Here is a 25,700-nt window from a genome sequence, read left to right on the forward strand (position 1 = left end):
AGGTACTGACACCATGGAAAACCCACTCGAGTCGGTGATCCGCCGGACCCGCTCCGGCGTCACCGTCGACGGTGCGGCCGGCCACGAGCAGTTCGCCGGGCTGCTCAGTGCGCTGCTGGGGGTCACCCTGGGGGCCGACGACGTCCGGCGGCACGAAGATCCCGCCGACCTGGCACGCCACATCGACGAACTGCGCGGCGGCCCGCCCGGGCTGACCGCGACCCCGGCGGACGGTCCCGCGCCAGCCTCCTACGGCCAGCGCGGCATCTGGTTCATTGACCAGTACTCGCCGCACCCGGCGGCTTACAACGCGCCGTTCGTCTTCACCGTCAAGACGCCGCTCGACACCGGCGTGCTCCACGACAGCCTGCGTGCGCTGCTGGCCCGCCACGAAATCCTGCGGACCACGTTCACCGCCGAGGACGGCGACGTCCGCCAGCACGTCGGCGCGGAACCGGCCTGCGACTTCTCGGTCGTCGAGCCGAGCGCCGGCCGGCCACTGGACGACGTCGTCGCCGAAGTCGTCGACACCGAGTTCGACCTGGCCGCCGGGCCGCTGGTCAAGGTGGTCTGCGCGGTCGAGCCCGACGGGCCGACGCACGTCGTGTGCAGCATCCACCACATCGTCTTCGACGCGGCTTCGGCCGGGGTGTTCCTCACCGAGTGGTTCACCCGCTACCACGCCGCGCTCGCCGGGGACGCCTACGACGAAGGCGAACCCCGGCCGCAGTACCGCGACTTCGCCCGCCGGCAACGGGAAACCGTCCGCGGGGAGCGGTTGGAAGAGCTGCTCGCGCACTGGGAGACGCGGCTCGCCGGGCCGTTGCCGCTGCTGGACCTGCCGACGGACCGGCCGCGGCCGCAGGAGCAGTCCCACCGCGGCGACATCGTCCGCTTCGACCTCCCGCCGGAGCTGGCCGACCGGCTGCGCCGGCTCGCCGCCGACGAGCGTGTCACGTTGTTCATGCTGCTGGAGGCCGCCTACGCGGCGTTCCTGCACCTGCACACGCGCCAGGACGACCTCCTCGTCGGCAGCCCGGTCTCGCTGCGGGACCTGCCCGAGACGGCCGACATGCTCGGCTACTTCGTCAACATGGTCGTCTTCCGCCACACCGTGCGCGCGGACCTGCCGCTGCGGGAGCTGTACGCGCAGGCGAGCACCGAGGTCACCGAGGCGCTGCGGCACAAGGACGCGCCGTTCGAGAAGGTCATCGAGCGGGTCAACCCGCCGCGCAGCCCGAGCCACTCGCCGGTCTTCCAGACCATGTTCGTGCTCCCGGACTCCGACTGGGCCGCCCTGGACCGGCTCGGCCTGGACGCCGACCTCGACCTCTACGTCAGCCGCAGCTCGAAGTACGACCTGTCGCTGATCGTCGAGCAGGACGGCACCGCGCTGCGCGGGGTCTTCGAGTACGACACGGCGTTGTTCGAGCGCGAGACCGTCGAGGCGTTCGGCGACCGGTACGTCCGGCTGCTCGACGCCCTCGTCGAGCACCCCGCCGGCACGGTCGGCGACCTGGGACTCCTGTCGGAAGAGCAGGAGCGGGAGGTCCTGGACTGGTGCGCGCCGCCGGCGGAGGACACCACCCGCCGCCCGGTCGCGGAGCTGTTCGAGACGCAGGCCGCGGTCACGCCGGACGCACCCGCGCTGGAGCACGGCGACCGCGTGCTGACCTACCGCGAGCTCAACGGCCGCGCCAACCGCCTCGCCCGGGACCTGCGGGCGAAGGGCGTCGGACGCGGCGACCGCGTCGGCATCCACGTGCCGCGGTCGCCGGAGATGGTCGTCGCGCTGCTGGGGGTCCTGAAGGCGGGGGCCGCGTACGTGCCGGTCGACCCGTCCTACCCCGCCGAGCGGATCGAGTACATGCTGGCCGACTCCGGCGTCGCGCTGGTGCTGGAGTCCGTGGAGCCGGAGGCGGGCGACGAAACCGATCTGGGGCGGCTGAAGAGCGGCGACGACGAGATCTACGTGATCTACACGTCCGGCTCCACCGGGCGGCCCAAGGGCGTCGTGCTCACCGAAGCCACAGTCACCAACCTCGTCGAGTACATGCGCCGGACCTCGCCCATCGGCGCGACCGGCCGGACGCTGCAGTACATGACGCTGTCGTTCGACGTCTCGGTGATGGAGATCCTGGGGACGCTCTGCGCGGGCGGCACGCTCGTCCTGATCGACGAAGACCTGCAGAAGGACCTGCACCGGCTCAGCGGCTTCCTGCGCGACCACCGGATTTCGCGGACCTACCTGCCGTACGTCGCCGTGCAGCAGCTGGCCGCAGTGGCCGAGGACAAGCCGTTCCCGGACCTGGTGGAGGTCGCCTCCGTCGGCGAACAGCTGGTGATCACCCCGCAGATCCGCGAGTTCTTCGCCCGCCGGCCGGAAATCCGGTTCCTCAACATGTACGGCCCGTCCGAGACGCACCTCGCGTCCGCGCACGAGCTGACCGGGGACCCGGCCGGGTGGCCGGAGGCGCCGTCGATCGGCGGCCCGATCGGGGGCCTGTCGATGCTGGCCCTCGACGAGGGCGGCCGGCTCGTTCCGCCCGGCGTGCCGGGGGAGCTGTACCTCGGCGGCGACCTGCTTTCGCCCGGCTACCACGGCCTGCCCGAGCAGACCCGCGAACGGTTCGTCGAGACGCCGTTCGGGCGCCTCTACCGGACCGGCGACCTGGTCCGCTACGACCGCGACGGTGAGTTCGACTACCTCGGGCGCGCCGACACCCAGATCAAGATCCGCGGCTACCGCGTCGAACCCGCCGAAGTCGAAGCGGCGCTCAACGAGCTGCCCGGCGTCCGCGCGTCCGCCGTCGCCGCGGTGGCGTTCGGCGCGGGCGACCGGCGGCTGGCCGGCTACCTTGTCACCGACGACGAGATCGACCCGGTCGCGGTGCGCGCCGCGCTGGCCGGGTCGCTGCCGGACTACCTGGTGCCGTCGCACTTCGTGCGGCTCGCCGCGCTGCCGATCGCGCCCAGCGGCAAGATCGACCGCAAGGCGCTGCCGGACCTGTTCGACCCCGGCACGGCGGGCTCGTCCCGGCCGCCGGAAACGCCGACCGAGCTGGCCGTCGCCGAAGCGTGGACGGACCTGCTGGGCACCGGCGAGGTCGGCCTCGACGAGGACTTCTTCGCCGCCGGCGGGCACTCGATCCTGGCGACCGAGCTGATGTACCGGCTGCGCAAGCGCTTCGACGTCGACGTCCCGCTGCGGACGCTGTTCGACGACCCGACCGTCGGCGGGATGGCCGCGCGCATCGACGCCCTGGTGGCCGGCACCGACGACGGCGGCCGCGTCGACCTGCGCGCCGACGTGAAGCTGCCGGAGCACATCCGGGCCACCGAAGGTCCGGCGACCGCCGAGGACGTCCTGCTCACCGGCGCGACCGGGTTCCTCGGCATCCACCTGCTGCGCGAGCTGCTGGCCGAGACGACCGGCCGGGTGCACTGCCTGGTCCGCGCTTCGGACGCCGAAAGCGCGTGGGAGCGGATCGCCGAGACGGCCGGCCGCTACGGCATCGGCGAGTTCCTCGATCGAGACCGCGTCACCGCCGTGCCGGGCGACCTCGCCGCCGAGCGGCTGGGACTGTCCGAAAAGGACTACGACGACCTCGCCCACCGCGTCGGCACGATCCACCACACGGCCGCGCACATCAACTTCGTCGCGCCCTACGCGTCGGTGAAGCAGGCCAATGTGGACGGTCTGGTCCGGGTCGTCGAGTTCGCCGCGGCCGGGCCGGTCAAGCCGGTGCACTACACCTCGACCGTGGCGGTGTTCTCGCCGAAGCCGCGGGCCGGGGCGATCACCGAGGACGACGTCCCGGACGACGCCGACGACCTCACGATCGGCTACACGCAGAGCAAGTGGGTCGCCGAAGAGGTCGCGCGGCTGGCCCGCGACCGCGGGGTGCCGGTGACGATCTACCGCATCGGCCGGATCGCCGGCGACAGCGAGACCGGCGCCCTGCAGACCGAAGACTTCCTCTGGCGCCAGGTCAAGAGCTTCCTCGAGCTGGGCGTCGTCCCGCCGCCCGAGGAGCACGACACCGACCTGCTGCCGGTCGACTTCGTCGGCCGCGCGCTGGTCCGGCTGGCGCGGGCGCGGCCCGCGGAAAACCGGACGTGGCACCTGTTCAACCCGGACATCAAGACCTTCGACGTCGTTTACCGGGCCATCCGCGACCTGGGGTACCCGCTGCGGGAGATCCCGGTGGGGGAGTGGCGGGCGGCGCTCGCCGACCGCGACAACCCGCTGTCCGCGATGGCTCCGCTCTACCAGGAAGGCGCGCTCGACATCGGCGACAACACCTACGCCAACGAGCGCACCGGACGCGAGCTGGCCCGGCTGGGCCTGCGCTGGCCGGAGATCACCCCGGCCGTGTTCACGAGAATGATCGGCTATTTCCGTGAAACGGGCGAATTCGCCGGCTGAGGCCGTATCGCCCCCGTTCTTTCCCGATTTTCCCTCTCCAGCAAGGAATGCGCGATGAGGAAGACTCTGCCCGCACGAGCCCGGCCGGTGCTGCACCGCACCCCCGAGCCGAGCGCCGAGACCCTGACCGGCTACCCGGCCGCCCAGCAACCCGAATGGCCCGACCCGGCGGAACTCGCCGAGGTCCGCGACACCCTGGCCGAGCGTGAGGACGTCGTCGGCCCCGCCGAAGTGCTCCAGCTGCGGTCCCTGCTGGCCCGCGCGGCCGAAGGCGAGTTCTGCGTCCTGCAGGCCGGCGACTGCGCCGAGGACCCGGCCGACACCGGCGTCCACGCGGTCGCCCGAAAGGTCGGCATGCTCGACACGCTCGCCGAAGTGATGCGCGTCGGCTCCGGCCGCCCGGTCCTGGAGGTCGGCCGGATCGCGGGCCAGTACGCCAAGCCGCGTTCGGCGAACGTCGAGGAGGTCGACGGCCGGGAGCTGCCGGTCTACCGCGGCCCGATCGTCAACAGCCCCGAGCCGACGGCCGAAGCCCGCACCCCCGACCCCACCCGGATCCTGGCCGCGCACCAGGCCGCGCTCGACGTCCGCGCGTCGATCGGGCGCCTCGGCCGCGGTGCGGGCGCCGACCCGGCCGAGCGGATCTGGACCAGCCACGAGGCGCTGCTGCTGGACTACGAGGTCCCGCTGGTGCGCCGGATGCCGGGCGGACGCGCCTACCTGGCGTCGACGCACTGGCCGTGGATCGGCGAGCGGACCCGGCGCCCGGACGGCGCCCACGTGCACCTGCTGTCCACTGTGGTCAACCCGGTGGCGGCGAAGGTGAGCGCGAAGGCGTCGATCGAGGACGTCCTCGAGCTGTGCGGGCGGATCGACCCCTTCCGCACCCCCGGGCGCCTCACGCTGATCCCGCGGTTCGGCGCCGCCCGGATCGGGCAGCTCGCGCCGCTGGTGCGCGCGGTGCGCGACGCCGGGCACCCGGTGCTGTGGCTGTGCGACCCGATGCACGGCAACACCGTCGTCGCCGACGACGGCCTCAAGGTCCGCTGGCTCGAGGACATCATGAACGAGCTGCGCCAGTTCGTCCGGATCGTCACCGTCGAAGGCGGCGCGTGCGCCGGGCTGCACATGGAAGCGTCGCCGAGCGAGATCTCGGAGTGCCACGGCGCCGGCATCACGGCGTCGCGCGGCCCCGGCTACACGACGCTGTGCGACCCGCGGCTGAACCTGACCCAGGCCGTCGCGCTGACCGCGCACTGGCAGCCGGAGGCCACCCACGAACTGAGGACGGAGCTGGCGTCATGAGCGAGCTTGCGAGCGAATCATCGAACACTGCGCGTGTGACCTTGGTGACCGGCGCGGCGAGCGGGATCGGCGCCGCGACGGCGACCCTGCTGGCCGGGCGCGGGCACACCCTCGCGCTGTTCGACCGCGACGAAGCCGCCCTGGCCCTGGTCGCGAAGCCGCTGCTGGACGAAGGCCACAGCGTCTACACCTACACCGTGGACGTCACCTCCAGCGCGGAGGTCGACGCCGCCGTCGAACGCGTCGAGAACGGCTTCGGCCCCATTTCCGGCCTGGCGAACGTCGCCGGCGTGCTGCGGATGGGCCGGGTCGCCGAGCTGTCCGACGAGGACTGGAACGCGACCTTCGCGGTCAACGCGACCGGCGTCTTCCACGTCTGCCGGGCGGTCTCCCGCCGGATGGCCACGCGGAAGAACGGCTCGATCGTCACCGTGGCGTCGAACGCCGCCGGCGTGCCGCGCAGCCACATGGCCGCCTACGCCGCGTCGAAGGCCGCCGCGACCAGCCTGACCCACAGCCTCGGCCTGGACCTCGCGCCGCTCGGCATCCGCTGCAACGTCGTCGCGCCTGGCTCGACCGACACCCCGATGCTCCGGTCCATGTGGACGGACGAGACCGGCTCGCAGTCCACTTTGGACGGCGATCCCGGTCAGTTCCGGCTGGGCATCCCGCTCGGGCGCATCGGCTCGCCCGAGGACGTCGCCCGCAGCGTGGCGTTCCTGCTGTCCGACGACGCCCGGCACGTCACCCTCGCGACCCTGCTCGTCGACGGCGGCGCGGCCCTCGGCGCGGTCTGAAAGGAGGCCTGATGAGCGGCATCACGATCGAACCGTACGACCTGCCCACGACCGTCCCGGTCAGCACCGCGGGCTGGCGGGCCCACCCGGGCCGCGCGGCCCTGCTGATCCACGACATGCAGCGCTACTTCGTCGGCTTCTACGCCCAAGACGGCGAGCTGCGGCGCACGCTGGTCGGCAACATCGTCCGGCTGCGGGAAACCGCGGACCGGCTGGGGATCCCGGTGTACTACACCGCCCAGCCCGGCTCGATGACGCCCGAGGACCGCGGGCTGCTGCAGGACATCTGGGGCCCGGGCATGAAGGCCACCCCGGCCGACCGGCAGGTGATCGACGAGCTCACGCCGACACCGGCCGACCTCGTGCTGACCAAGTGGCGCTACAGCGCGTTCCACCGCACCGACCTGCTCGACCGGCTCCGGGCGGCCGGGCGCGACCAGCTGATCGTCTGCGGGATCTACGCCCACGTCGGCTGCCTGGTCACCGCCGTCGAGGCGTTCACGCACGACATCGAGACGTTCTTCGTCGCGGACGCGGTCGCCGACTTCGGCCCGGACGAGCACCGGCTGGCCGTCGACTACGCGGCCCGCAACTGCGCGGTCGCCACGACGACGGCGGCGCTGGCCGGGCAGCTGGAAGGCGCGGTGGTCGCGTGAGCCGGCTGCCGATCCGCGCGGGGTCGCCGTACGCGATCCTGCACCGGCCCGGCAGCGGCCGCGGCGACCAGGTCGAGGTCGTCTCCGGGCCGGTCCGCACGGCCGAACGGCTGGCCGACCTCACGCTCGACGAGGGGTCGTGGGAGGGCCGCGGCCGGCACACCAAGCTGGTCCTGCTCCCGTACCGGCAGCTCGCCGAGCGCGGCTACGACTGCCCGGACGACCAGGTCCCGCTGCAGGTGATGGACATCGAGTCGCAGGCGACGCTGACCGTCGCCGAGACCCTGGCCGCGCTGCCCGACCACGCCCCGCCGCTGGAGAACCGCGCGTTCGACCTCGGCGACGACGAGTACGCCCGCACGGTCGAGCGGATCCTCGACGACGAGATCGGCGCCGGCGAGGGCGCGAACTTCGTGCTCTCCCGCAGCCTGCGCGGCCGGTTCCCGGGCTTCGACGACGACGTCGCGCGGGCGGTGTTCAAGCGCCTGCTCGGCGCGGAAGCCGGCGCGTACTGGACGTTCCTGGTCTTCACCGGCGAGCGCTACCTGCTGGGCAGCACGCCGGAGCAGCACGTCCGGCTGTTCGACCGCACGGTCACGATGAACCCGATCAGCGGCACCTACCGCTACCCGGAGGGCGGCGCCGACGCCGATGGCCTGCTCGAGTTCCTCCACGACGAGAAGGAGGCCGACGAGCTTTGCATGGTCGTCGACGAGGAGCTCAAGATGATGGCCGAGCTGTGCGACCGCGGCATCCGGGTGTCCGGGCCGCGGCTGCGGCGCATGTCGCGGCTCGCGCACACGGAGTACTCCCTCGAAGGCGAGACCGGCAAGCCGCTGACCGAGGTGCTGCGGCACACGCTGCTCGCGCCGACCGTCACCGGCAGCCCGCTGGTCAACGCCTGCCGGGTGATCCGCCGGTACGAGCCGAAGGGGCGCGGCTACTACAGCGGCGTCATCGGGCTCGTCGGCAGCGACGACGACGGCCGGCGCTCGCTGGACTCGGCGATCCTCATCCGCACCGCGGACATCTCGCCGGGCGGCGACGTCCGGCTGGCGGCCGGGTCGACGATCGTGCGCGAGTCCGCGCCGCTGTCGGAAGCCGCCGAGACGACGGCGAAGGTGTCGGCCGTCCTGAAGTCGCTGTCCGGCGAGGCCCGCCAGTCCGCGACGCCCCCGCCGCCGACGTCGTCCGATGAGGTGCGCTCCGCGCTGAAGGCCCGCAACCGGGGCAAGTCGCGGTTCTGGCTCGACGGCACCCGCCCCGGCCGCGGCTCGCGGGTGCGCATCACCGTCGTCGACGCCGAAGACGCGTTCACCGCGATGCTGGCCTACCAGCTGAAGTCGGTGAACTGCGCGGTGACGACCGTGCCGTGGGACACCGGTGAGCTGCCGGAGCACGACCTCGTGCTGCTCGGCCCCGGGCCGGGCGATCCCAACGACGTCGAGGGCGCGAAGGTCGGCCGGCTGCGCGCGCTGGCCGCGGACCTGCTGCGCTCGGGCCGTCCCCTCGCCGGGGTCTGCCTGGGCCACCAGGTGCTCTGCGCGGAGCTGGGCCTGCCCGTCCAGCGGCTCGCGCGGCCCAACCAGGGGCGTCAGGCGCACGTGACGATCGACGGCGAGCGCCGGGCGGTGGGGTTCTACAACAGCTTCGCCGCGCGCACCCCCGACGACCGCGTCGAAGTGCCCGGCCGCGCGGCCGCCGACGTCGTGCGCGGCCTCGACGACCAGGTCATCGGCCTGCGCGGGCCGCGGCTGGCGACCATCCAGTTCCACGCCGAGTCGTTCCTCACCGAGGACGGGCCGGCCATCCTGCGTGATGTCGTCGACCACGCCACCGAAGGAGGAACCCCATGACCACATCCGCCCCGGCGTTCGACCGGGCGAGGCTGAGGGCCTTCCTCGGCCACTTCACCACCGGCGTCACCGTCGTGACCTACCGCCGCGGCGAGCTGGTGCGCGGCGCGACCGTCAACGCGTTCACGTCCGTGTCGCTGGACCCGCCGCTCGTGCTGGTCTCGCTGGACCGGCGTAGCCGCTCGGTCCAGCACCTCGGCGACGGTCCGTTCGTCGTCAACATCCTGGCCGAGGACCAGCGCGACGTCGCCCTGCACTTCGCCGGCAAGCCCATGGCCGACGACGCCGTGCCCTGGGCCGACCTCGACTCGCCGGTGCCGCGGCTCGCGGGCACGGTCGGGCACGTCGAGTGCACGCCGTGGCGCGCCTACGACGGCGGCGACCACGTGCTGCACGTCGGCGAGGTGACCGGCCTCGACCTGGCCGGCGGGCGGCCGCTGCTGTTCTTCGGCGGCGAGTTCCCGCGCCTGGCCGAAGAACCCGAAGCACCGCACTGGTCGTGGTCCCTGGACGGCCCGGCCCCGCAACGATGGGAGGCAATCAGGTGAACGAGACGACGACCCGGCCGATGACCGGGGACGAGTACCTGGAAAGCATCCGCGACGACCGCGAGATCTGGGCCTACGGCGAGCGCGTCGACGACGTGACAAAGCACCCCGCGTTCCGCAACACCGCGCGGATGACGGCCCGGCTCTACGACGCGCTGCACGACCCGGCGAAGAAGGACGTGCTGACCACGCCGACCGACACCGGCAGCGGCGGGTTCACGCACAAGTTCTTCCGCGCCCCGAGGTCCACAAAGGACCTCCTGGGTGACCGGGACGCGATCGCCGAGTGGGCCAGGATGAGCTACGGCTGGCTCGGCCGCAGCCCGGACTACAAGGCGAGCTTCCTCGCCACCCTGGGCGTCGACCCGGGCTACTACGGCGAGTTCGAGGGCAACGCGCGCCGCTGGTACGCCGAGGCGCAGGAGAAGGTCCTGTTCTGGAACCACGCGATCATCAACCCGCCGGTCGACCGGCACAAGGCGGCCGACGACGTCGGGGACGTGTTCGTGCACGTCGAGGAGGAGCGCGACGACGGCCTGGTCGTCAGCGGCGCCAAGGTCGTCGCGACCGGGTCCGCGCTGACGCACGGCAACTTCATCGCCCACTACGGGCTGCCGGTGAAGAAGCGCGAGTTCGCGCTGGTGGCGACGCTGCCGATGGACTCGCCGGGGCTCAAGCTGATCTGCCGGCCGTCGTACGCGCTGCAGGCCGACACGATGGGCAGCCCGTTCGACTACCCGCTGTCCAGCCGCCTCGACGAGAACGACACGATCTTCGTGCTCGACAAGGTGAAGATCCCGTGGGAGAACGTCTTCGTCTACGGCGACCAGGCCAAGGCGGCGACTTTCCTGTCGGCGTCGGGGTTCCTGAACCGCTCGACGTTCCACGGCGTGACGCGGCTGGCCGTCAAACTGGACTTCCTGGCGGGGCTGTTGCTCAAGGGTGTCGACGTCACCGGCACCAAGGACTTCCGTGGCATCCAGACCCGGATCGGCGAAGTTCTGGCGTGGCGCAACATGTTCTGGGGCCTGAGCGACGCCATGGCGCTGAACCCGGACCCGTGGAAGGACGGCGCGCTGCTGCCGAAGCTCGACTACGGCATGGCCTACCGCTGGTTCATGACGATCGGCTACCCACGGGTGCGCGAGATCATCCACCAGGACCTGGGCAGCGCGCTGATCTACCTCAACTCGCACGCCAGTGACTTCCAGAACCCGGAGCTGCGGCCCTACCTGGACAAGTACGTCCGGGGTTCGTCCGGCTACGACGCCGTCGAGCGGGTCAAGCTGATGAAGCTGATCTGGGACTCCGTCGGCACCGAGTTCGCCGGCCGCAACGAGCTCTACGAGCGGAACTTCTCGGGCAACCACGAGAACGTCCGGATCGAGATGCTGACGGCGCAGCAGATGTCCGGGCAGGTGGACGGCTACAAGGGGTTCGCCGAGCAGTGCCTGGCCGAGTACGACCTCGACGGCTGGACCGCCCCGGACCTGATCAACCCCGATCGGCTCTGACGTGGGTCCCGAATGGACGGAGGGCCTCCCCGCGGTGCGGGAAGGCCCTCCGATCGGGGGTTCCTCAGCTCTCGACGAGCATCAGGCAGAACCCGTCGTGGCCGCGGCTGCCGACGGTCTGCACGGTCGTCGCGGTGACGCGCGGCTCGTCGGCCACCAGCTGGTTGAACTTGCGCACGCCCTGAACCGCCGGGTTGGGGCTGTCGGCCTCGACGACGAGCCCGTCGAGCACCACGTTGTCCACGACGATCACGCTGCCCGGGCGGGTCAGCTTCAAGGCCCAGCCGAAGTACTCCGGGATGTTCGCCTTGTCGGCGTCGATGAACACGAAGTCGAACGGCTCGCCGCCGGCCAGCGCCGGCAGCGTGTCGAGGGCCTTGCCGACGCGCAGGTCGACCACGTCGGACAGGCCGGCGTTGTCGATGTTCCGCCGCGCGACCTCGGCGAACGAGGGCTCGGCCTCCAGCGTGGTCAGCGTGCCGCCCTCGGGCAGCGCGCGGGCCAGCCAGATCGCGCTGTAGCCGCCGAACGCGCCGACCTCGAGGATCCGGCGCGCGCCGTGCGTGCGGGCGAGCAGGTGGAGGAACTTGCCCTGGTTGGGTGCCACCGCGATCTCCGGCAGCCCGGCCTCGGCGCTCGCCTTGGCCGCGAGGTCCAGGGCGGCGTCGTGCTCCACCATCAAGGCCGAGGTGTAGGTGTCGATTTTCGTCCACTGGTCTTCGCTCATGTCTCCCGATCGTACTGGAGGATCGCGCGCGGCTTAAGGGAGAATCGAAATTCTTTTGCCGCCAACTTGATTTCCCGGCGGCAACCAATGTAGGCTCGAAGGAGATCGGGCGGTTGTATTCACCGCCGCCCCCCATGATCCATCAAGGCCACTCTCGAGGCGCCGTCTGGGAATGTGAACCGGCGCCGGAAGAAAGGATGGCGACCATGACCGAGAACGCCGTGGCGACCCTCGAGTCGCCGCGCCTCGCCCCGCTGCGCGCGGCCACCTTCCATCACCTGGGGATCCAGACCGCCGACCTCGGCAACTGCGTCTCCTGGTACCAGGAATTCTTCGGTTGCACGGAAAACTGGTCCCTGGAGGAGTTCTCCGAGCTGACCACGAGCCGGCTGCCCGGCATCGTCAAGCTCGTCGAGCTGCGGGCCGGCGGCACCCGGTTCCACCTCTTCGAACGCGCCGGCGAGGGGGTTCAGGCACCCGATCCCGGCGAAGCGCAGTTCCAGCACGTCTGCATGGAGGTCGGCTCGGCCGCCGAAATGCGCGCGTGGCAGCGCCACTGGATGAAACTGTACGAATCCGGCCGCTACCATTTCGTCCGCGACGAACCGGCGACGGAGATCGTCACCGACGCCGACGGCGTGCAAAGTTTCTACGCGTTCGACGTCAACGGCCTGGAATACGAATTCACCTGGATTCCGGAGGCCGCGTGATGACCGTCCCCGTGCTCACCGAGGTCCCCGTGCGCGAGGGGTGGGACTTCGGCGACTTCCCCTACGGTCTCGAACCGCTGACCATCCCCGACGCGGGCACCGAACCCGACGGCGACGGCCCGTGCTCCCGTTTCGCGGGCCTGTGCACGCACCTCGAAGACCTCTCCCGCAGCGGTGCGCCGGGCGCGGTCGAGCCCGTCGAGTCGTCCGACCGGCTCTACTGGTTCCGCTGGATCACCGGCCACCAGGTGACGTTCGTGCTGTGGCAGCTGGTCGCCCGCGAACTGGCGCTGGCCGAACGCGGCGAGCGCGACCGCGAGGCCGCACTGGCCTCGGCGGCCCTGTTCACCCGCGGCTTCAGCGCGATGCTGCTCTACACCAGCTCGACACCGATCGACGTCTACCACGAGGTCATCCGGCCGAGCATGTTCCTGCAGCACCGCGGGTTCAGCGGCACCTGGGCACCGGACTTCGCCCCGGTCCGCGACCTCTACCGCGGCAAGGGCCTGCCGGACGACGACTCGCCCGGCGTCCGGGCGCTGCGCGACGAAGTCGGCTTCTACCAACGGGTCCACGGCGGCATCGCGGCGAAGCTGGTGCCCAGTGGCCGGTCGCTGCTGCAGGACGCGTCCGGCGCCGCCGAGCCGACCCACCCGGACGTGCTGAGCGCCGTCTACGACAACTACTTCATGACGCTGCGGGCGCCCACGTCGCTGCCCGACGTCGTCGCGCAGCTGCTGCGGCGGCTCAACGCCGTGGCGCTGGACGTGTCCGTCAACGGTGTCGACTCCGTGTCCGACGCCACGGACCCGCCGGCGGAGCTGACCAGTCCCGAGGTCCGCTCCTGCGAGGCCGGGTTCGTCGGCCTGCTCGCCGACGTCGCCGCGTGCGCCGCCGGCTCGCCGGCGGACTGAGCCGTGCGCCACGGCATCGTCCTGCTGCCCGAGCAGCGCTGGTCCGCCGCGCGGGACCGCTGGCGCCGCGCCGAAGAGCTCGGGTTCGACCACGCCTGGACCTACGACCACCTGATGTGGCGCTGGCTGCGCGACGAGACCTGGTTCGGCTGCCTGCCGACGCTCACCGCCGCGGCCGGGGTGACGTCGAGGATGCGGCTCGGCTCGCTCGTCGCGACACCGACGTTCCGCCACCCGGTGCCGTTCGCCAAGGAGCTGATGACGCTCGACGACATTTCCGGTGGCCGGCTGATCTGCGGCGTCGGGTCGGGGGCCGGGGGCTACGACGAGAGCGTCTTCGGTGTCGCGCCATCGGGTAGCCGCTCCGCGCGGTTCGCGGAGTTCCTCGAGCTGACGGAGCTGCTCCTGCGGCAGCCGCTCACGTCGTACGAAGGCCAGTACTACCGCTGCGAAGACGCGTGGATGGAGCCGGGGTGCGTGCAGCGGCCGCGGGTGCCGTTCGCGGTCGCGGCGACCGGCCCGAAGGCGATGGGCCTGGCCGCGCGATACGGCGAGACGTGGCTGACCGCGGGCGCGCCGGGCCGGTTCGACGCCCGCCGCTGGGACCTGGTCGTCCCGGAGCTGAAGGACCAGCTCCGGGCGTTCGAGGACGCCTGCGTCGCGGCGGGCCGGGATCCGGCGTCGGCGGGGAAGCTGCTGGTGACCGGCGCGACCGTCGGGGGCGTGCTGGACTCCGCGCAGTCCTTCCGGGACGCCTCGGGCACGTTCGCCGACCTCGGCTTCACCGATCTGGTCGTGCATTGGCCCCGCGAATCCGAGCCCTACCAAGGGGATGAGCGCGTCCTCGACGAGCTGGACCTCTCCTGAAGGGAGCAGCATGCCCGCGTACGAGATCGTCAACATGTTCGCCGACCACGTCTACGCCGGCAGCGCGCTCGGCGTAGTCCCGAAGGCCGGCGACCTCGACACCGCGGGCATGCAGGCGCTGGCCCGCGAGATCAACCACACCGAGACGGCGTTCGTCCTGCCGCCCACCGGCACCGGCGCCCACTACCGCGTCCGCGTCTTCACCCCCGAGGCGGAGTCGCCGTTCGGCGGCCACTCCAGCGTCGGCACGGCGGTGACGCTCGCGCGGCTCGGCCTGGTGCCCGCCGGGCGCGTCGTGCAGGAGTGCGGGCCGAAGCGGCTGCCCCTGGACGTGACGGCCGAAGCGGGCAAGATCACCGCGAACGACCCCCTGGAGAGCGAACCGCTCGACCCGGGGACCCTGCTCGGCGCCGTCGGCCTGCCCGCCCCCGCAGCCGACGGCGCCCGCCCCGCCGCGTGCGGCTTCGGTCCCGCGTTCCACTTCCTGCCGGTGCGCGCGGACGCCGTCGCGGCCGCGGAACCGGACTTCGCGGCCATGGCCGCGGCCGGCCTCGCCGACGTGCTCGTGTTCAGCTGGGACCCGGCGACGAACACCGCGCACGGCCGCCTGTTCGCGCCCGGCTACGGGATGCCGGAGGACCCGGCGTGCTCGTCGGCCGCGCTCGGCCTCGGCGTCTGGCTCGTCGAGGCGGGCCGGCTCACCGGCGACGGCGTGCACGACTTCACGCTGCGCCAAGGCCGGGAGCAAGGGCGTCCGTCCACTTTGTACTGTTCGGTCCGGGTCGCCGACGGCCGGCCGGTGTCGGCTTCGGTGTCCGGGGCCGTGCTGCCGGCCGGGTCCGGCGAACTGGCCGACCCGGACCGCGAGAAGGGAAGCTGACGTGCTCGACCGACCCGAACTGCTCGGCACCCGCGGGGCCGTGTCCTCCACGCACTGGCTGGCTTCGGCCGCCGGCACGGCGATGTTCGACCTCGGCGGCAACGCCTTCGACGCGGCCGTCGCGACGGCCCTGGTCATCCAGGTCGTCGAACCGCACCTCAACGGCCCGGGCGGCGACGTCCCGATCCTGGTCCACGACGGCGCGACCGGCGACGTCGAGGTCATCTGCGGCCAGGGCCCGATGCCGGAAGCGGCGACGCCCCAGGCGTTCCGCGACCGCGGCGTCGACGCGATCCCCGGGTCGGGCCTGCTGCCGGCCGTCGTGCCCGGCGCGTTCGGCGCGTGGCTGCGGCTGCTGCGCGACCGCGGGCGGCTCGACCTCGGCACGGTGCTCGCCCCGGCGATCGCCTACGCCTCGGACGGGTTTCCGCTGCTGCCCAAGGCGGCGGACATGATCGAGGTGCTCGCGCCGCTGTTCCGCGAGGAGTGGACGGCATCCGGCGAGGTCTACCTGCCGGACGGGCGGCCGCCGCGGCCGGGGTCCCGGCTGCGCAACCGGCCCCTGGCCGCAACCTACCGGCGCATCCTCGCCGAGTCCGAGGCCGCCCCGGGCGGGCGCGAGAACCGGATCGACGCCGCTGTCGCCGTGTTCTACCGGGGGTTCGTCGCCGAGGCGATCGACAAGTACCTGGCCACGGCCGAGCCGCTGGACTCCACCGGCCGCCGCAACGGCGGCCTGCTGACCGGCCACGACCTGGCGTCCTGGCGGCCGGCGATCGAGCCGGCGCTCACCGCGGACTACCGCGGCCACACCGTGCACAAAGCGGGCCCGTGGTCGCAGGGCCCGGTGTTCCTGCAGCAGCTGGGCCTGCTGGAGGGGTTCGACCTGGCGGCGATGGACCACGGCGGCGCCGAGCACCTGCACACGGTCGTCGAATGCGCGAAGCTCGCCTTCGCCGACCGGGAGGCCTTCTACGGCGACCCGGAATTTTCCGATGTGCCGCTTCGTCGCTTGCTCGACCCGTCGTACGCGGCGGCTCGTCGTGCCCTGGTGGGGGAGCGGGCGTGCGGGGCGCTGCGCCCGGGTCTGGACGGCTGGTTCCCGGAGCCGCCGCTGCCCGCCCCGGCCGACCCGGACTGGCGCGCCCAGCTCGCCGACGGGATCCCGGCGGTGGTGAAGCTGACCGCGGCCAAGGGGGACACGTGCTGCATCAGCGCGTCGGACCGCGAGGGCAACATGGTCGTCGCGACGCCGAGCGGCGGCTGGCTGAAGAGCTCGCCGGTCATCCCCGGGCTCGGCTTCCCGCTCGGCACCCGCGGCCAGATGGCGCTGCTGACCGAGGGGCACCCGAACACGGTCGCGCCGGGCAAGCGCCCGCGGACCACCCTCAGCCCGACGTTGGTGACCAAGGACGGCCGCCCGCACCTGGCGTTCGGCACTCCGGGCGGCGACCAGCAGGACCAGTGGACGCTGAACTTCTTCGTCAGCCACGTGGACGGCGGCCTGAGCCCGCAGGCGGCGATCGAGCAGCGGGCGTTCCACACCGACCAGGTCCCGTCGTCGTTCGCACCCCGCTCGGCCCGCCCGAACAGCCTGGTCGTCGAGGCCGGCTGCCCGTCCGAGGTGGTCGAGCAGCTGCGCGAGCGCGGCCACGACGTCGTGTTGGCGGGGGAGAAGTCCTTGGGAAAGGTGTGCGCGACGGGTTTCGACGACGGGTTCGTCCTGGCGGCCGCGAGTCCCCGGGGTCAGCAGGCGTACGCCGTGGCGCGGTGACCTACCACGGCACGGGCTTGCCGTGCCGGTCGTGTTCAGCGAGACGCTGCCCGCTCGTCATCTCCAGGGACTCGATCTCGACGCCGTCCAGGGCGGAGCAGCTCGCCGGCGACGAGGGCTTGCTTGGGGGGACAAGGGAACTCCTTCAGGTGGTGAAGTCCCGAGAAACCGGCGCGACGAAGCCGCGCGCCTGGCCGTGCTGCACGCCGCGGACGACCTGCTCGCCGAACACGGCTTCGCCGCGCTGACGATCGAGGCGATCGCGCGCCGCGCCGACGTCGCCAAGCAGACGATCTACCGCTGGTGGCCGTCGAAGGTCGAGATCCTCCTCGACACGCTCGTCGAGGACAGCGCCAAGGGCATCCCGGTCCCGTCGGGCAAAGTCCTGCTGACGCTGCTGGCCCAGGCCCAGCACGACCCCGTGACGGCCCAGAGCTTCCAGGAGCGCTACCTGGGCCCGCGCCGCGAGCAGGAGCGAGCAATGGTGACGCGCGCGATGGAGGCGGGCGAGATCGCTCCTCGGCTGGGACCCGACGCGGCGCTCGACGCTTTGGTGGGCCCGCTGGTGTACGCGGCTTTGACCGGCGCGAGCGTCCCGCGCGGCATGATCGCCACGCTCGTCGAGGACGTGCTCAAGCCCCGCTCGAATTGAGCCGCGCGAGGGTATTCGACCCGGTCGAGATGGCTCGAATGCCCGCGGGTGAAGCGAGGCCGTTCAGTGGCGTTCGAACCTCCCAGCTCGTAGTCCCCATCAGGCGGAAACTGAGACCGAGCCCCCCTCCGGGTCTCGGTTCCCGCACGTAGCGTCGGGGGAGACCGGGGCCACCGACGAGGGGCGAGGTGCATGCGGGCGGAGCTCGAACCAACCGGCGACGTCGTCCTGTCCACCGGCCGCCGCGCGTGGACCGTCGGCTTGATGTGCACCGCTGTCGGCCTGGTGATCGCCATGGTGACCATCGTCAACGCCGCCCTGCCCGCGCTCGCCGCCGACACCGGGGCGAGCCAGGCCGAACAGACGTGGATCGTCGACGTCTACACGCTCGTGCTCGCCGCGCTCGTGCTGCCCGCCGGCGCCCTGGGGGACCGGTACGGGCGGCGCGGGGTGCTCGTCGCCGGCCTGCTCGTCTTCGCCGTGGGCTGCGCCGCGCCCGTCTTCCTCGACACGTCGACGTGGCTGATCGTCGCCCGGGCCGTCACCGGGTCCGGCGCCGCGATGATCATGCCGGCCACCCTGTCGATCATCACCGCGAGCTTCCCGGCGCAACGGCGCGGGCGGGCGATCGGGATCTGGGCGGCGGTCGCCGGCGTCGGCGGGCTCGGCGGCCTGGTGCTCGCCGGTGTCCTGCTGCAGCACTTCTCGTGGCACTCGGTGTTCCTCGGGCCGGCGGTGCTGTCGGTCGTCCTGGTGGCCGCGAGCCTGACCGTGCCGACGTCGCGCGACCGCCGTCCGCACGCCTTCGACGTCGCCGGCGCGGTGCTCAGCGCGCTGGCGATCGGGGCGGTGGTGTACGGCATCCTGCGCGTCGCGGATCTCGGCTGGGGCGACGGCGTCGTGCTCGGGTCGATCGCGGGCGGGCTCGTGCTGGGCGTGCTCTTCGTCGTCTACGAGCTGCGCCGCGCGTCACCGCTGCTGGACGTCCGGCTGTTCGGCAACGCGTCCTTCGCGGCCGGCTCGGTCTCGGTGGCCGTCCAGTTCACCGCGGCGTTCGGGATGTTCTACGCGCTGGCGCAGTACTTGCAGCTGGTGCAGGGGTATTCGGCGCTGAAGTCGGGGCTGGCGCTGTGGCCGGTCGCGGTGTCGCTCTTCCCGTTGTCGCTGGCTTCGGCGCCGCTGGTCCGCCGGTTCGGGCTGCGGGCGGTGACGTGCGCCGGGCTCGCGGTGGTCGTCGTCGGCATGGTCCTCATCGGACAGCTGGACGCCGGAAGTGGTTATGTCGCCTTGGCGATCGCGGTGTGCGTGCTGGGCGCGGGGATCGGCGTGACGGCCCCGGCGGCGACGAGCGCGATCCTCGACAGCGTGCCGCCGTCGCAGTACGGCGTGGCGTCGGCGGTCAACGACGCGACGCGCGAAATCGGTGCGGCACTGGGGATCGCGCTCGTCGGCAGCGTCCTTTCCGCCGCGTACACGGATTCGATCCGCTCGGCGACGGCTTCGCTGCCACCGCAAGCGCGCGAGGCCGCGGAGGGCTCACTGGCGGGCGCGCTCGCGGTGGACGCGCACCTGGCGCCGGCCGCCCGCGCGGCTTTCGCGCACGGCATGGGGATCAGCATGCTGGCGCTGGCGGCGGTCGTGGTGGCGGGCATCGTCGCGACCGCGGTGCTGGTGCGCCGGTAGCCGCGGTCCCGCCGGCGAGTGATCACCCGGTGACGGGCTCGGCGGTCCACGAAGCCAGGATCCGCAACGCTTCGTGCGCCGCCGAGCCCGGTTCCGCCGTCAGGACCATCAGACGTTGGCCGCTGCCGTCGGGGCTTTCCCACATGTCGCAGTCCAGCGTGAGGGCGCCGACCACCGGGTGGTGGTAGTGCTTGACGCCGTAGCCCTGGCTCGTCACGTGGTGGGCCGCCCACCACGTGCGGAACTCCGGGTGGTGCACGGCCAGCTCGCCGACGAGCTCCGCCAGCTCCGGCGCGTCCGGGTCGCGCGCGGCTTCCAGGTGCAGGGCCGCCACCGCCGTGCGGGCCGCTTCGTCCCAGTCGACGTGGAGCGCGCGCACCTGCGGGTCGGCGAAGAGCAGGTAGACGTAGTTGCGGCGGTTCGCCGGGTAGCGCGCGAAGTCGGTGAACAAGGCCGCAGCGGAGTCGTTCCACGCGACGATGTCCAGCCGCCGGCCGAGCACCATCGCGGGCGTCTCCGCCAGCTGGTCGAGGAGCCGTTTCATGGCCGGACGCAGCTTTTCGCCCGCCCGGCGCCGCGGCCGGCGGAAGGGTTTGCCGGCGAGTTCGTACACATAGGACTGCTGGTCGTCGTCCAGCCGCAGTGCGCGGGCGAGGGTGGCGAGCACCGAAGACGACGCCTGCACCCGCCCCTGTTCGAGCCGCGTCAGGTAGTCGACGCTGATCGCGGCGAGCTGCGCGACCTCCTCGCGGCGAAGCCCGGCCACGCGCCGCGGCGAGGAGGGTTCCGGCAGGCCGACATCGCGCGGGTCCAGCTGCGCGCGGCGCGCCTTGAGGAAGTCGCCGAGCTCCTTCGGCTGACCGGTGGGCTCCATGAGTTTGATTGTCCCCCGACGCGGGCGGCCGTGGGTGGGCAGGTTTCGTCCCCCGATGTCAGGGCGGAGGCCTGTTGCCGGAGGACTCCGGCCGCCCGGTGCCAGCCGCGCAACGCGGTGGCCTGTTCCCGCAGGGCCTCGACCGCGGCGGTGGCGCCCGCCGACCGGCCGGGCTGGTGACCGCACCGCGGTCCGGCCGCCCGGTGTCAGCCGGGCAACGCAGTGGCTTGCTCCCGCAGCGCCTCGACCGTGGCGGTGGCGCCCGCCGAGCGGCCGCACCGTGCTCCGGCCGCCCGGTGCCAGCCGCGCAACGCGGCGGCCTGTTCCCGCAGCCCCTCGACCACCGCGGTGGCGCCGCCGAGCGGCCGGGCCGCGCTCCGGCCGCCCGGTGTCAGCCGCGCAACGCGGCGGCCTGCTCCCGCAGCGCCTCGACCACGGCAGAGGCACCCGCCGACCGCCCCGGCCGAGTAACCACCACCGCACTCCGCCCGCGCCACGCCGGGTCCTCCACCGGGACCACCACCACCCCGGCCGGCACCGACGCCGCCGCAACACCCGGCAACAGCGCCACCCCCAGCCCGGCCGCCACCATGCCCAGGCGGGTCGTCCAGCTCCGGACCGCCCACCCGACCCGCGGCTCGGACAGCGTCGGCCACGCGCCGAACTGGGGCTCGCCCCGGCCGCCGCGGCCGACTATCCACGTCTCCTCCCGCAGGTCCGCCACCTCGGCCCGCCCCCGCCGGGCGAGCCGGTGCCCGGCCGGGACCGCGACGCGCAGGTCGTCCTCGGTCAGCACGTCCTGGTGCAGGCCCGCGAGGTCGTAGCCCGGCAGCCCCTCGCCGACGCCGATCACCACCACCTCCGTGCGGCCGCCGCGCAGGCGGGCGAGCAACGCCGGCGTTGCCCCTTCGTCGAGCGTGACGGCCAGCCCGGGGTGCCGCGTGCGCAGGACAGCCAGCGCCCGGGGGACCAGGACAGACGCCGCGGCCGGGAACGCGCCGACCGACAGCCGGCCCGCCAGCCGGTCGCGCAGGCCGGCCAGCTCCTGCTCCGCGGTGTCGACGACCGCCAGCGCGCTCGCCGCGTGCCGGGCCAGCGACGCGCCGGCCGGGGTCGGCCGCACCCCGCGCGCGTGCCGCTCGAACAACGCCGTGCCGGCGGCGGCCTCCATCATCGCCACCTGCCGCGAGATCGCCGACTGCGTGTAGCCCAGCGACGCGGCCGCCGCCGTGAACGAGCCGGTCGCCGCGACCTCCCGGACGACCCGCAGGCCGGCCAGCGTCACTTCGCTCATGCCGTCAGCCTAGCCATGACCGGACCGCATGGCTCTCATGAAAAGACATCGCTGGTGCTCATGGGCCGGCAGGCCCAGCATGGAAGCATGATTTGGTTCATCACAGGATCCTCGAAGGGCTTCGGCCGCCACTGGACCGAAGCCGCCCTCGACCGCGGCGACCGCGTCGCCGCGACCGCGCGGAACCCCCGGCAGCTCGACGACCTCGTCGAAAAGCACGGCGACGCCGTCCTCCCGCTCCGCCTCGACGTCACCGACCGCGCCGCCGCGTTCGCCGCCGTCCAGGAAGCCGCCGACCACTTCGGCGGGCTCGACGTCGTCGTCAACAACGCCGGCTACGGGCACTTCGGCCGCGTCGAAGAGCTCACCGAGGACGACGTCCGCGCCCAGCTGGAGACGAACTTCTTCGGCGCCCTCTGGGTCACGCAGGCGGCCCTGCCGATCCTGCGCGCCCAGCGTCACGGCCACATCGTCCAGGTCACCAGCGAGGGCGGCGTGATCGCGTTCCCCGGCATCGGCGCCTACCACGCGTCGAAGTGGGCGCTGGAAGGGCTTTCCCAGTCCCTGGCGCAGGAAGTCGCGGAGGTCGGCATCCACGTCACCAACCTCGAGCCCGGTCCCTACGCCACCGAGTGGCTGGACGTCGGCTCGCGCCGGAGCACGCCGAACCCCGACTACCCGGCCGTCGGCGAGGGCCACTGGGAGGTCGGCGACCCGCACGCCACCCGCGCGGCGATCCTCGAACTCGTCGACGCCGCCGACCCGCCCCTGCGGATGTTCCTCGGCAAGTCCCTGGCCGCGGTCACCGACGAGTACCAGGCCCGGCTCAAGACGTGGAACGACTGGCAGGACGTGGCGGTGCGGGCGTTCGGCTGAGCGCCGCGTGCGGGTCGTCCGCCGGCAGCCACTCGAGGTCCGGCGAGCCGACGTCCCGGGTGAGCGCCTCGATGGTGGCCCGGACCGGCGCGCGGGGCTCGTCCCGGCGGGACACCAGCGACCACGTCCAGAACGGCGCCGGGCCGGTCACCGGCCGGCGCGCGAGATCGGGCGGGACCGGCGCCGTCTGGCCCTTGGGCGAGTTGAGCACCGGGCGCCGCAGTCGCCGGACGTGGTCGAAGTACGCCGGGCCGGTGATGCCGCCGTCCTGGATGCGCACGACCCGTGCGCCGGTGGCCTCCGCGAACTCCTCGGCGTAAGCGTTCCACGACGCCCAGCTGGCGGCGTCGGCGTCGACCAGCACGAGGACGTCCTTCGCTTCGACGTCCGCGGTGCCGGTGCCGATCGCGTGGAGCCGGTCCGCACCGAGCAGGTGGGCTTCGAGGTCGTGTCCGGCCAGGTCGGCGGCCCGCGCCCAGCAGATCGCCAGGTCGATGCTCCGGTCGGCGACCCGGTTCAGCTGCGCGTGCGAGGGCAGCACCCACGTGTCGACGTGCAGGTGCGCGACGCCCGCGACGCGGTCGAGCAGGTCGGCGGGCCGCCAGTTGACGTACCCCAGCCGCACCGGCTCGCGGGCGGCGATCCCGGCTGCCGAGCGGCGCAGCTCGTCGGCCTGCTCCAGCAGCGCGCGGACCTGCGGCAGCAGCGACTCGCCGCATTCGGTGAGGGTGACCGAGCGGCGGTCGCGGTCGAAGAGCCGCACGCCGAGGTCGCGTTCGAGCGCCTTGATCTGCTGGGACAGCGACGGCCCGGCGATGCGCAACCGCTCCGCGGCCCGGCCGAAGTTCAGTTCTGTGGCGACGGCCACGAAGTACCGAAGCTGGCGTAGCTCCATACCGCGAGCTTAATGCGGTGGGAGGTACGGCCTTCCAGCTGAGAGCGAACCGGTCGTGGCGGACCGGGTCCGGCGAGCAGATCCTCGGCTCTGGAAGCACCACCCACCAGGAGGTTTTCATGAGCACCCAGAAGGTCGCGGTCGTCACCGGCGCCTCGCAGGGCATCGGCGCGGCCGTGGTCGAGGCGTACCGGAAGCTCGGCTACGCCGTGGTCGCGAACTCGCGATCCATCACCCCGTCGGGTGACGCCGGGATCCTGACCGTCGCGGGCGACATCGCCGATCCGGCGGTCGGCGCCCGCGTGATCGAGCAGGCGCTGGCGACGTTCGGCCGCGTCGACACGCTGGTGAACAACGCCGGCGTCTTCATCGCGAAGCCCTTCACCGAGTACACCGCCGCCGACTTCGACCTGGTGACCGGCGTGAACCTGCGCGGCTTCTTCGAGGTCACCCAGCGCGCGATCGCCGCGATGCTCGAGGTCGGCGGCGGGCACGTCGTCAACGTGACGACCAGCCTCACCGACCACGCGAACAGCGCGGTGCCGTCGGCGCTGGCGTCGCTGACCAAGGGCGGGCTGAACGCGGTCACGAAGTCCCTGGCGATCGAGTACGCCACGCGCGGCGTGCGCGTGAACGCCGTGTCACCGGGCATCATCCGCACCCCGATGCACCCGGCGTCGACGCACGAAGCGCTCGCGGGCCTGCACCCGGTCGGGCGGATCGGCGACCCGGGCGACATCGCCGACGCGGTCGTCTACCTGGAGGGCGCGCCGTTCGTGACGGGCGAAATCCTGCACGTCGACGGCGGCCAGAGCGCGGGACACTGAGGTCATGGACATCTTGACCGGAGTGCTGGACGCGTGGAAGTCGGCGGTCGACGCGCACGAGCCGGCCCGGGTCGCGGAGTCGTTCACCGAAGACGCGATCTTCCAGGGCCTGCACCCGTACAGCGTGGGCCGCGACGGCGTGGCCGCGTACTACGCGTCGCAGCCGCTCGGCATGACGGCGGACTACCGGATCGTGGAGTCCCGCCGGCTGGCGGAGGACGTGGTCCTCGGGTATGCGGAGGTCGACTTCGGCTTCACGGACCGGCCTACGCTGTCGGTGCACCTGAGCGTGGTCGTCCGGCGGGTGGGCGACGCGTGGTTGATCGCCCACTACCAGGTCTCGAGGCTCTGATGATGGAATTCCTCGTCGACATGAGGACCACGGTCCCGCCGGGCACCCCGGACGAAGAGGTGGCGGCCACGCGCCGTCGCGAGGCGGCGCACACCGGCGAACTGGCGGCGCAGGGCCACATCCTGCGGTTGTGGAAGCCGCCGGAGGCGCCGGGGGAGTGGCACACGATCGGGTTGTTCGCGGCCGCGGACGAGGGAGAGCTGCAGGCGGTGCTGGAGTCGATGCCGCTGCACGTGTGGATGGCGGTGACGGTGACACCGCTGAAGCCCCACCCGAGCGACCCGGGCCGGGTCTGAGCGGTCGCGCCGCCCGCCGGCCCCGACCGGCGGGCGGCGCTCGCTCAGCCCCGCGTCTCGTCCTGCTCGACGTCCTCGTCCTCCGGAGGAGGCATGTGCCGGATGCTGTCGCTGCCCTTGTGGTCGTGGGCGCGGGAGTACCGGGAATCCAGTACCCGCCCCAATTTGTGCGCCGCACCGGCGTAGGCGTCATCGACGGTGGCGGCGTGGTGGGTCACGGCGACGGGTTGCTTGCCACCGGGCCGGGCTTCGATCACGCACTTCTTGTCTTCCGGCTTGCTGCCGCCGTCCTCGCTGAGGTGCACCTCCACCCGGGTCAACCACCCGCCGAACCGGGAGAGGCTGTTCTCCAGTTCGGTGGTCACGTAGGTGGCCAGCCCTTCGCCACCGTGGATGTTGTGGTCGGTGTTGACCTGGATCTGCACGAGCACCCTCCGAAGCCGGGAAAAGCGATGATCCCGGTCAGTACCACGAGCGCGGCCGGCTCAAACCCGGGCCGCGGAGCGGTGTCCGTGGGCGGCTGTGTCCACCGGAACCGGGGTGAGCCACTGAGGACTCAGCGGGCCTCCGCCAGGCACCTCGTTCTTTCGCCCGTCGTCTCCAGCCGCCGGAGTTGATGCCGTTGTCCATGCGGTGACTTCGCTCCCTTGAATCGAGCCCAAGAGCCGGGCTGCGCGGAGTCGGGTTCGCCTTGCGTCCGCAGCGACGGAACCGGCAGCGCCAATACGGCGACGGCCAACGCGCCGATTCCGGCGACCCAGCTCACGCCCTCCACGATGGGGCGCCAGGGATGATGCGCGTCTCCGAGCCAGTTCAGCAACCCGAAGTGGATCACCGCCCACGTCACGATTCCGCCCGCTATCAGCCACACCGCGCGACCACTTCGGCCAGCCCACTCGACAAAGAAGCCCGCGTCCTGCTCCGACAAGTCGCGGGCGGCGGCGGATCCGCTACACCGGATCGGCCCGGCTCAC

23 protein-coding genes are annotated in these 25,700 nt (G+C 72.5%); 18 read left to right on the plus strand and 5 right to left on the minus strand.

Annotated elements, in window-relative coordinates; genetic code table 11:
• Positions 1 to 13 precede the first annotated feature (13 nt).
• The 7 genes from ACZ7OH_RS46290 to ACZ7OH_RS46320 are packed head-to-tail and all read left to right on the plus strand — an operon-like array spanning position 14 to position 11,105.
• On the plus strand, positions 14 to 4,429 hold the full coding sequence (locus ACZ7OH_RS46290) for a non-ribosomal peptide synthetase family protein (protein ID WP_470286745.1): 4,416 nt from the start codon (positions 14 to 16) through the stop codon (positions 4,427 to 4,429).
• A gap of 54 nt (positions 4,430 to 4,483) precedes the next feature.
• The gene (locus ACZ7OH_RS46295; protein WP_470286746.1) at positions 4,484 to 5,734 is read left to right on the plus strand and encodes a 3-deoxy-7-phosphoheptulonate synthase; all 1,251 of its coding nucleotides are present in this window, start codon (positions 4,484 to 4,486) and stop codon (positions 5,732 to 5,734) included.
• Entirely contained in the window at positions 5,731 to 6,531 is an 801-nt protein-coding gene (locus ACZ7OH_RS46300) for a 2,3-dihydro-2,3-dihydroxybenzoate dehydrogenase (protein ID WP_470286747.1), read from the plus strand. The genes ACZ7OH_RS46295 and ACZ7OH_RS46300 overlap by 4 nt, the downstream gene beginning before the upstream one ends.
• Before the next feature lie 11 nt (positions 6,532 to 6,542).
• Positions 6,543 to 7,187 carry an isochorismatase family protein gene (locus tag ACZ7OH_RS46305; protein ID WP_470286748.1) on the plus strand — a complete coding sequence of 215 codons (645 nt, stop codon included), beginning with the start codon at positions 6,543 to 6,545 and terminating at the stop codon, positions 7,185 to 7,187.
• Complete coding sequence (locus ACZ7OH_RS46310; RefSeq protein WP_470286749.1) at positions 7,184 to 9,043, plus strand: anthranilate synthase family protein; 1,860 nt, start codon at positions 7,184 to 7,186, stop codon at positions 9,041 to 9,043. Before ACZ7OH_RS46305 ends, ACZ7OH_RS46310 begins: the two co-directional genes overlap by 4 nt.
• A complete protein-coding gene (locus ACZ7OH_RS46315; protein ID WP_470286750.1) occupies positions 9,040 to 9,591 on the plus strand; it encodes a flavin reductase family protein in 552 nt (183 codons plus the stop codon). Before ACZ7OH_RS46310 ends, ACZ7OH_RS46315 begins: the two co-directional genes overlap by 4 nt.
• Before the next feature lie 20 nt (positions 9,592 to 9,611).
• Positions 9,612 to 11,105, plus strand: a complete 1,494-nt coding sequence (locus ACZ7OH_RS46320; protein WP_470286822.1) for a 4-hydroxyphenylacetate 3-hydroxylase family protein — start codon at positions 9,612 to 9,614, stop codon at positions 11,103 to 11,105.
• Between the two features lie 64 nt (positions 11,106 to 11,169).
• Here the strand turns inward: ACZ7OH_RS46320 and ACZ7OH_RS46325 are convergent, their stop codons facing one another.
• Complete coding sequence (locus tag ACZ7OH_RS46325; RefSeq protein ID WP_470286751.1) at positions 11,170 to 11,832, minus strand: O-methyltransferase; 663 nt, start codon at positions 11,830 to 11,832, stop codon at positions 11,170 to 11,172.
• Between the two features lie 206 nt (positions 11,833 to 12,038).
• On the opposite strand from ACZ7OH_RS46325, the gene ACZ7OH_RS46330 reads away from it, so the two are divergent.
• From ACZ7OH_RS46330 to ACZ7OH_RS46360, 7 genes are all read left to right on the plus strand, one after another.
• Positions 12,039 to 12,542: a VOC family protein gene (locus ACZ7OH_RS46330; protein WP_470286752.1), complete on the plus strand. Its 504-nt coding sequence runs from the start codon at positions 12,039 to 12,041 to the stop codon at positions 12,540 to 12,542.
• On the plus strand, positions 12,542 to 13,456 hold the full coding sequence (locus ACZ7OH_RS46335) for a hypothetical protein (RefSeq protein ID WP_470286753.1): 915 nt from the start codon (positions 12,542 to 12,544) through the stop codon (positions 13,454 to 13,456). Before ACZ7OH_RS46330 ends, ACZ7OH_RS46335 begins: the two co-directional genes overlap by 1 nt.
• 3 nt (positions 13,457 to 13,459) lie before the next feature.
• A complete protein-coding gene (locus tag ACZ7OH_RS46340; RefSeq protein WP_470286754.1) occupies positions 13,460 to 14,323 on the plus strand; it encodes an LLM class flavin-dependent oxidoreductase in 864 nt (287 codons plus the stop codon).
• A gap of 10 nt (positions 14,324 to 14,333) precedes the next feature.
• Positions 14,334 to 15,203, plus strand: coding sequence for a PhzF family phenazine biosynthesis protein (locus ACZ7OH_RS46345; protein WP_470286755.1), 870 nt, complete (start codon positions 14,334 to 14,336; stop codon positions 15,201 to 15,203).
• 1 nt (position 15,204) lies between these two features.
• The gene (locus tag ACZ7OH_RS46350) at positions 15,205 to 16,977 is read left to right on the plus strand and encodes a gamma-glutamyltransferase family protein (RefSeq protein WP_470286756.1); all 1,773 of its coding nucleotides are present in this window, start codon (positions 15,205 to 15,207) and stop codon (positions 16,975 to 16,977) included.
• 196 nt (positions 16,978 to 17,173) lie between these two features.
• Entirely contained in the window at positions 17,174 to 17,629 is a 456-nt protein-coding gene (locus ACZ7OH_RS46355) for a TetR/AcrR family transcriptional regulator (protein WP_470286757.1), read from the plus strand.
• Between the two features lie 192 nt (positions 17,630 to 17,821).
• Positions 17,822 to 19,312, plus strand: coding sequence for an MFS transporter (locus ACZ7OH_RS46360; protein WP_470286758.1), 1,491 nt, complete (start codon positions 17,822 to 17,824; stop codon positions 19,310 to 19,312).
• Positions 19,313 to 19,334: 22 nt separating this feature from the next.
• Here the strand turns inward: ACZ7OH_RS46360 and ACZ7OH_RS46365 are convergent, their stop codons facing one another.
• Positions 19,335 to 20,186, minus strand: coding sequence for a helix-turn-helix domain-containing protein (locus ACZ7OH_RS46365; protein ID WP_470286759.1), 852 nt, complete (start codon positions 20,184 to 20,186; stop codon positions 19,335 to 19,337).
• A gap of 391 nt (positions 20,187 to 20,577) precedes the next feature.
• Complete coding sequence (locus ACZ7OH_RS46370) at positions 20,578 to 21,480, minus strand: LysR family transcriptional regulator (RefSeq protein ID WP_470286760.1); 903 nt, start codon at positions 21,478 to 21,480, stop codon at positions 20,578 to 20,580.
• Between the two features lie 87 nt (positions 21,481 to 21,567).
• Here ACZ7OH_RS46370 and ACZ7OH_RS46375 point away from each other — a divergent pair, with 87 nt between their 5' ends.
• Positions 21,568 to 22,356 carry an SDR family NAD(P)-dependent oxidoreductase gene (locus ACZ7OH_RS46375; protein WP_470286761.1) on the plus strand — a complete coding sequence of 263 codons (789 nt, stop codon included), beginning with the start codon at positions 21,568 to 21,570 and terminating at the stop codon, positions 22,354 to 22,356.
• On the opposite strand, the gene ACZ7OH_RS46380 is transcribed toward ACZ7OH_RS46375, so the two are convergent.
• Positions 22,307 to 23,251: a LysR family transcriptional regulator gene (locus ACZ7OH_RS46380; protein WP_470286762.1), complete on the minus strand. Its 945-nt coding sequence runs from the start codon at positions 23,249 to 23,251 to the stop codon at positions 22,307 to 22,309. The two genes, ACZ7OH_RS46375 and ACZ7OH_RS46380, sit on opposite strands and share 50 nt — an antisense overlap.
• Positions 23,252 to 23,370: 119 nt before the next feature.
• Between ACZ7OH_RS46380 and ACZ7OH_RS46385 the strand changes: the two genes are divergently transcribed.
• From ACZ7OH_RS46385 to ACZ7OH_RS46395, 3 genes are read left to right on the plus strand one after another with little or no spacing between them, the layout of a single operon-like run.
• Positions 23,371 to 24,078 (plus strand): SDR family NAD(P)-dependent oxidoreductase, encoded by a 708-nt coding sequence (locus tag ACZ7OH_RS46385; RefSeq protein ID WP_470286763.1) that lies wholly within the window; start codon positions 23,371 to 23,373, stop codon positions 24,076 to 24,078.
• Between the two features lie 4 nt (positions 24,079 to 24,082).
• Positions 24,083 to 24,430 carry an SgcJ/EcaC family oxidoreductase gene (locus ACZ7OH_RS46390; protein ID WP_470286764.1) on the plus strand — a complete coding sequence of 116 codons (348 nt, stop codon included), beginning with the start codon at positions 24,083 to 24,085 and terminating at the stop codon, positions 24,428 to 24,430.
• A gap of 2 nt (positions 24,431 to 24,432) precedes the next feature.
• Positions 24,433 to 24,726 (plus strand): muconolactone Delta-isomerase family protein, encoded by a 294-nt coding sequence (locus ACZ7OH_RS46395; RefSeq protein ID WP_470286765.1) that lies wholly within the window; start codon positions 24,433 to 24,435, stop codon positions 24,724 to 24,726.
• Positions 24,727 to 24,770: 44 nt separating this feature from the next.
• Here the strand turns inward: ACZ7OH_RS46395 and ACZ7OH_RS46400 are convergent, their stop codons facing one another.
• Positions 24,771 to 25,157: an HPF/RaiA family ribosome-associated protein gene (locus ACZ7OH_RS46400; protein ID WP_470286766.1), complete on the minus strand. Its 387-nt coding sequence runs from the start codon at positions 25,155 to 25,157 to the stop codon at positions 24,771 to 24,773.
• Positions 25,158 to 25,700 lie beyond the last annotated feature (543 nt).

It is taken from the genome of Amycolatopsis sp. NPDC114478 (genome assembly GCF_055633805.1).

Coding starts and splice junctions, on each gene's coding strand:
- ACZ7OH_RS46365 (WP_470286759.1), bottom strand. CDS start 20,186: ATGGAGCCCACCGGTCAGCCGAAGGAGCTCGGCGACTTCCTCAAGGCG.
- ACZ7OH_RS46345 (WP_470286755.1), top strand. CDS start 14,334: ATGCCCGCGTACGAGATCGTCAACATGTTCGCCGACCACGTCTACGCC.
- ACZ7OH_RS46360 (WP_470286758.1), top strand. CDS start 17,822: ATGCGGGCGGAGCTCGAACCAACCGGCGACGTCGTCCTGTCCACCGGC.
- ACZ7OH_RS46335 (WP_470286753.1), top strand. CDS start 12,542: ATGACCGTCCCCGTGCTCACCGAGGTCCCCGTGCGCGAGGGGTGGGAC.
- ACZ7OH_RS46385 (WP_470286763.1), top strand. CDS start 23,371: ATGAGCACCCAGAAGGTCGCGGTCGTCACCGGCGCCTCGCAGGGCATC.
- ACZ7OH_RS46375 (WP_470286761.1), top strand. CDS start 21,568: ATGATTTGGTTCATCACAGGATCCTCGAAGGGCTTCGGCCGCCACTGG.
- ACZ7OH_RS46305 (WP_470286748.1), top strand. CDS start 6,543: ATGAGCGGCATCACGATCGAACCGTACGACCTGCCCACGACCGTCCCG.
- ACZ7OH_RS46290 (WP_470286745.1), top strand. CDS start 14: ATGGAAAACCCACTCGAGTCGGTGATCCGCCGGACCCGCTCCGGCGTC.
- ACZ7OH_RS46380 (WP_470286762.1), bottom strand. CDS start 23,251: ATGGAGCTACGCCAGCTTCGGTACTTCGTGGCCGTCGCCACAGAACTG.
- ACZ7OH_RS46300 (WP_470286747.1), top strand. CDS start 5,731: ATGAGCGAGCTTGCGAGCGAATCATCGAACACTGCGCGTGTGACCTTG.
- ACZ7OH_RS46315 (WP_470286750.1), top strand. CDS start 9,040: ATGACCACATCCGCCCCGGCGTTCGACCGGGCGAGGCTGAGGGCCTTC.
- ACZ7OH_RS46370 (WP_470286760.1), bottom strand. CDS start 21,480: ATGAGCGAAGTGACGCTGGCCGGCCTGCGGGTCGTCCGGGAGGTCGCG.
- ACZ7OH_RS46390 (WP_470286764.1), top strand. CDS start 24,083: ATGGACATCTTGACCGGAGTGCTGGACGCGTGGAAGTCGGCGGTCGAC.
- ACZ7OH_RS46320 (WP_470286822.1), top strand. CDS start 9,612: ATGACCGGGGACGAGTACCTGGAAAGCATCCGCGACGACCGCGAGATC.
- ACZ7OH_RS46295 (WP_470286746.1), top strand. CDS start 4,484: ATGAGGAAGACTCTGCCCGCACGAGCCCGGCCGGTGCTGCACCGCACC.
- ACZ7OH_RS46325 (WP_470286751.1), bottom strand. CDS start 11,832: ATGAGCGAAGACCAGTGGACGAAAATCGACACCTACACCTCGGCCTTG.
- ACZ7OH_RS46395 (WP_470286765.1), top strand. CDS start 24,433: ATGGAATTCCTCGTCGACATGAGGACCACGGTCCCGCCGGGCACCCCG.
- ACZ7OH_RS46330 (WP_470286752.1), top strand. CDS start 12,039: ATGACCGAGAACGCCGTGGCGACCCTCGAGTCGCCGCGCCTCGCCCCG.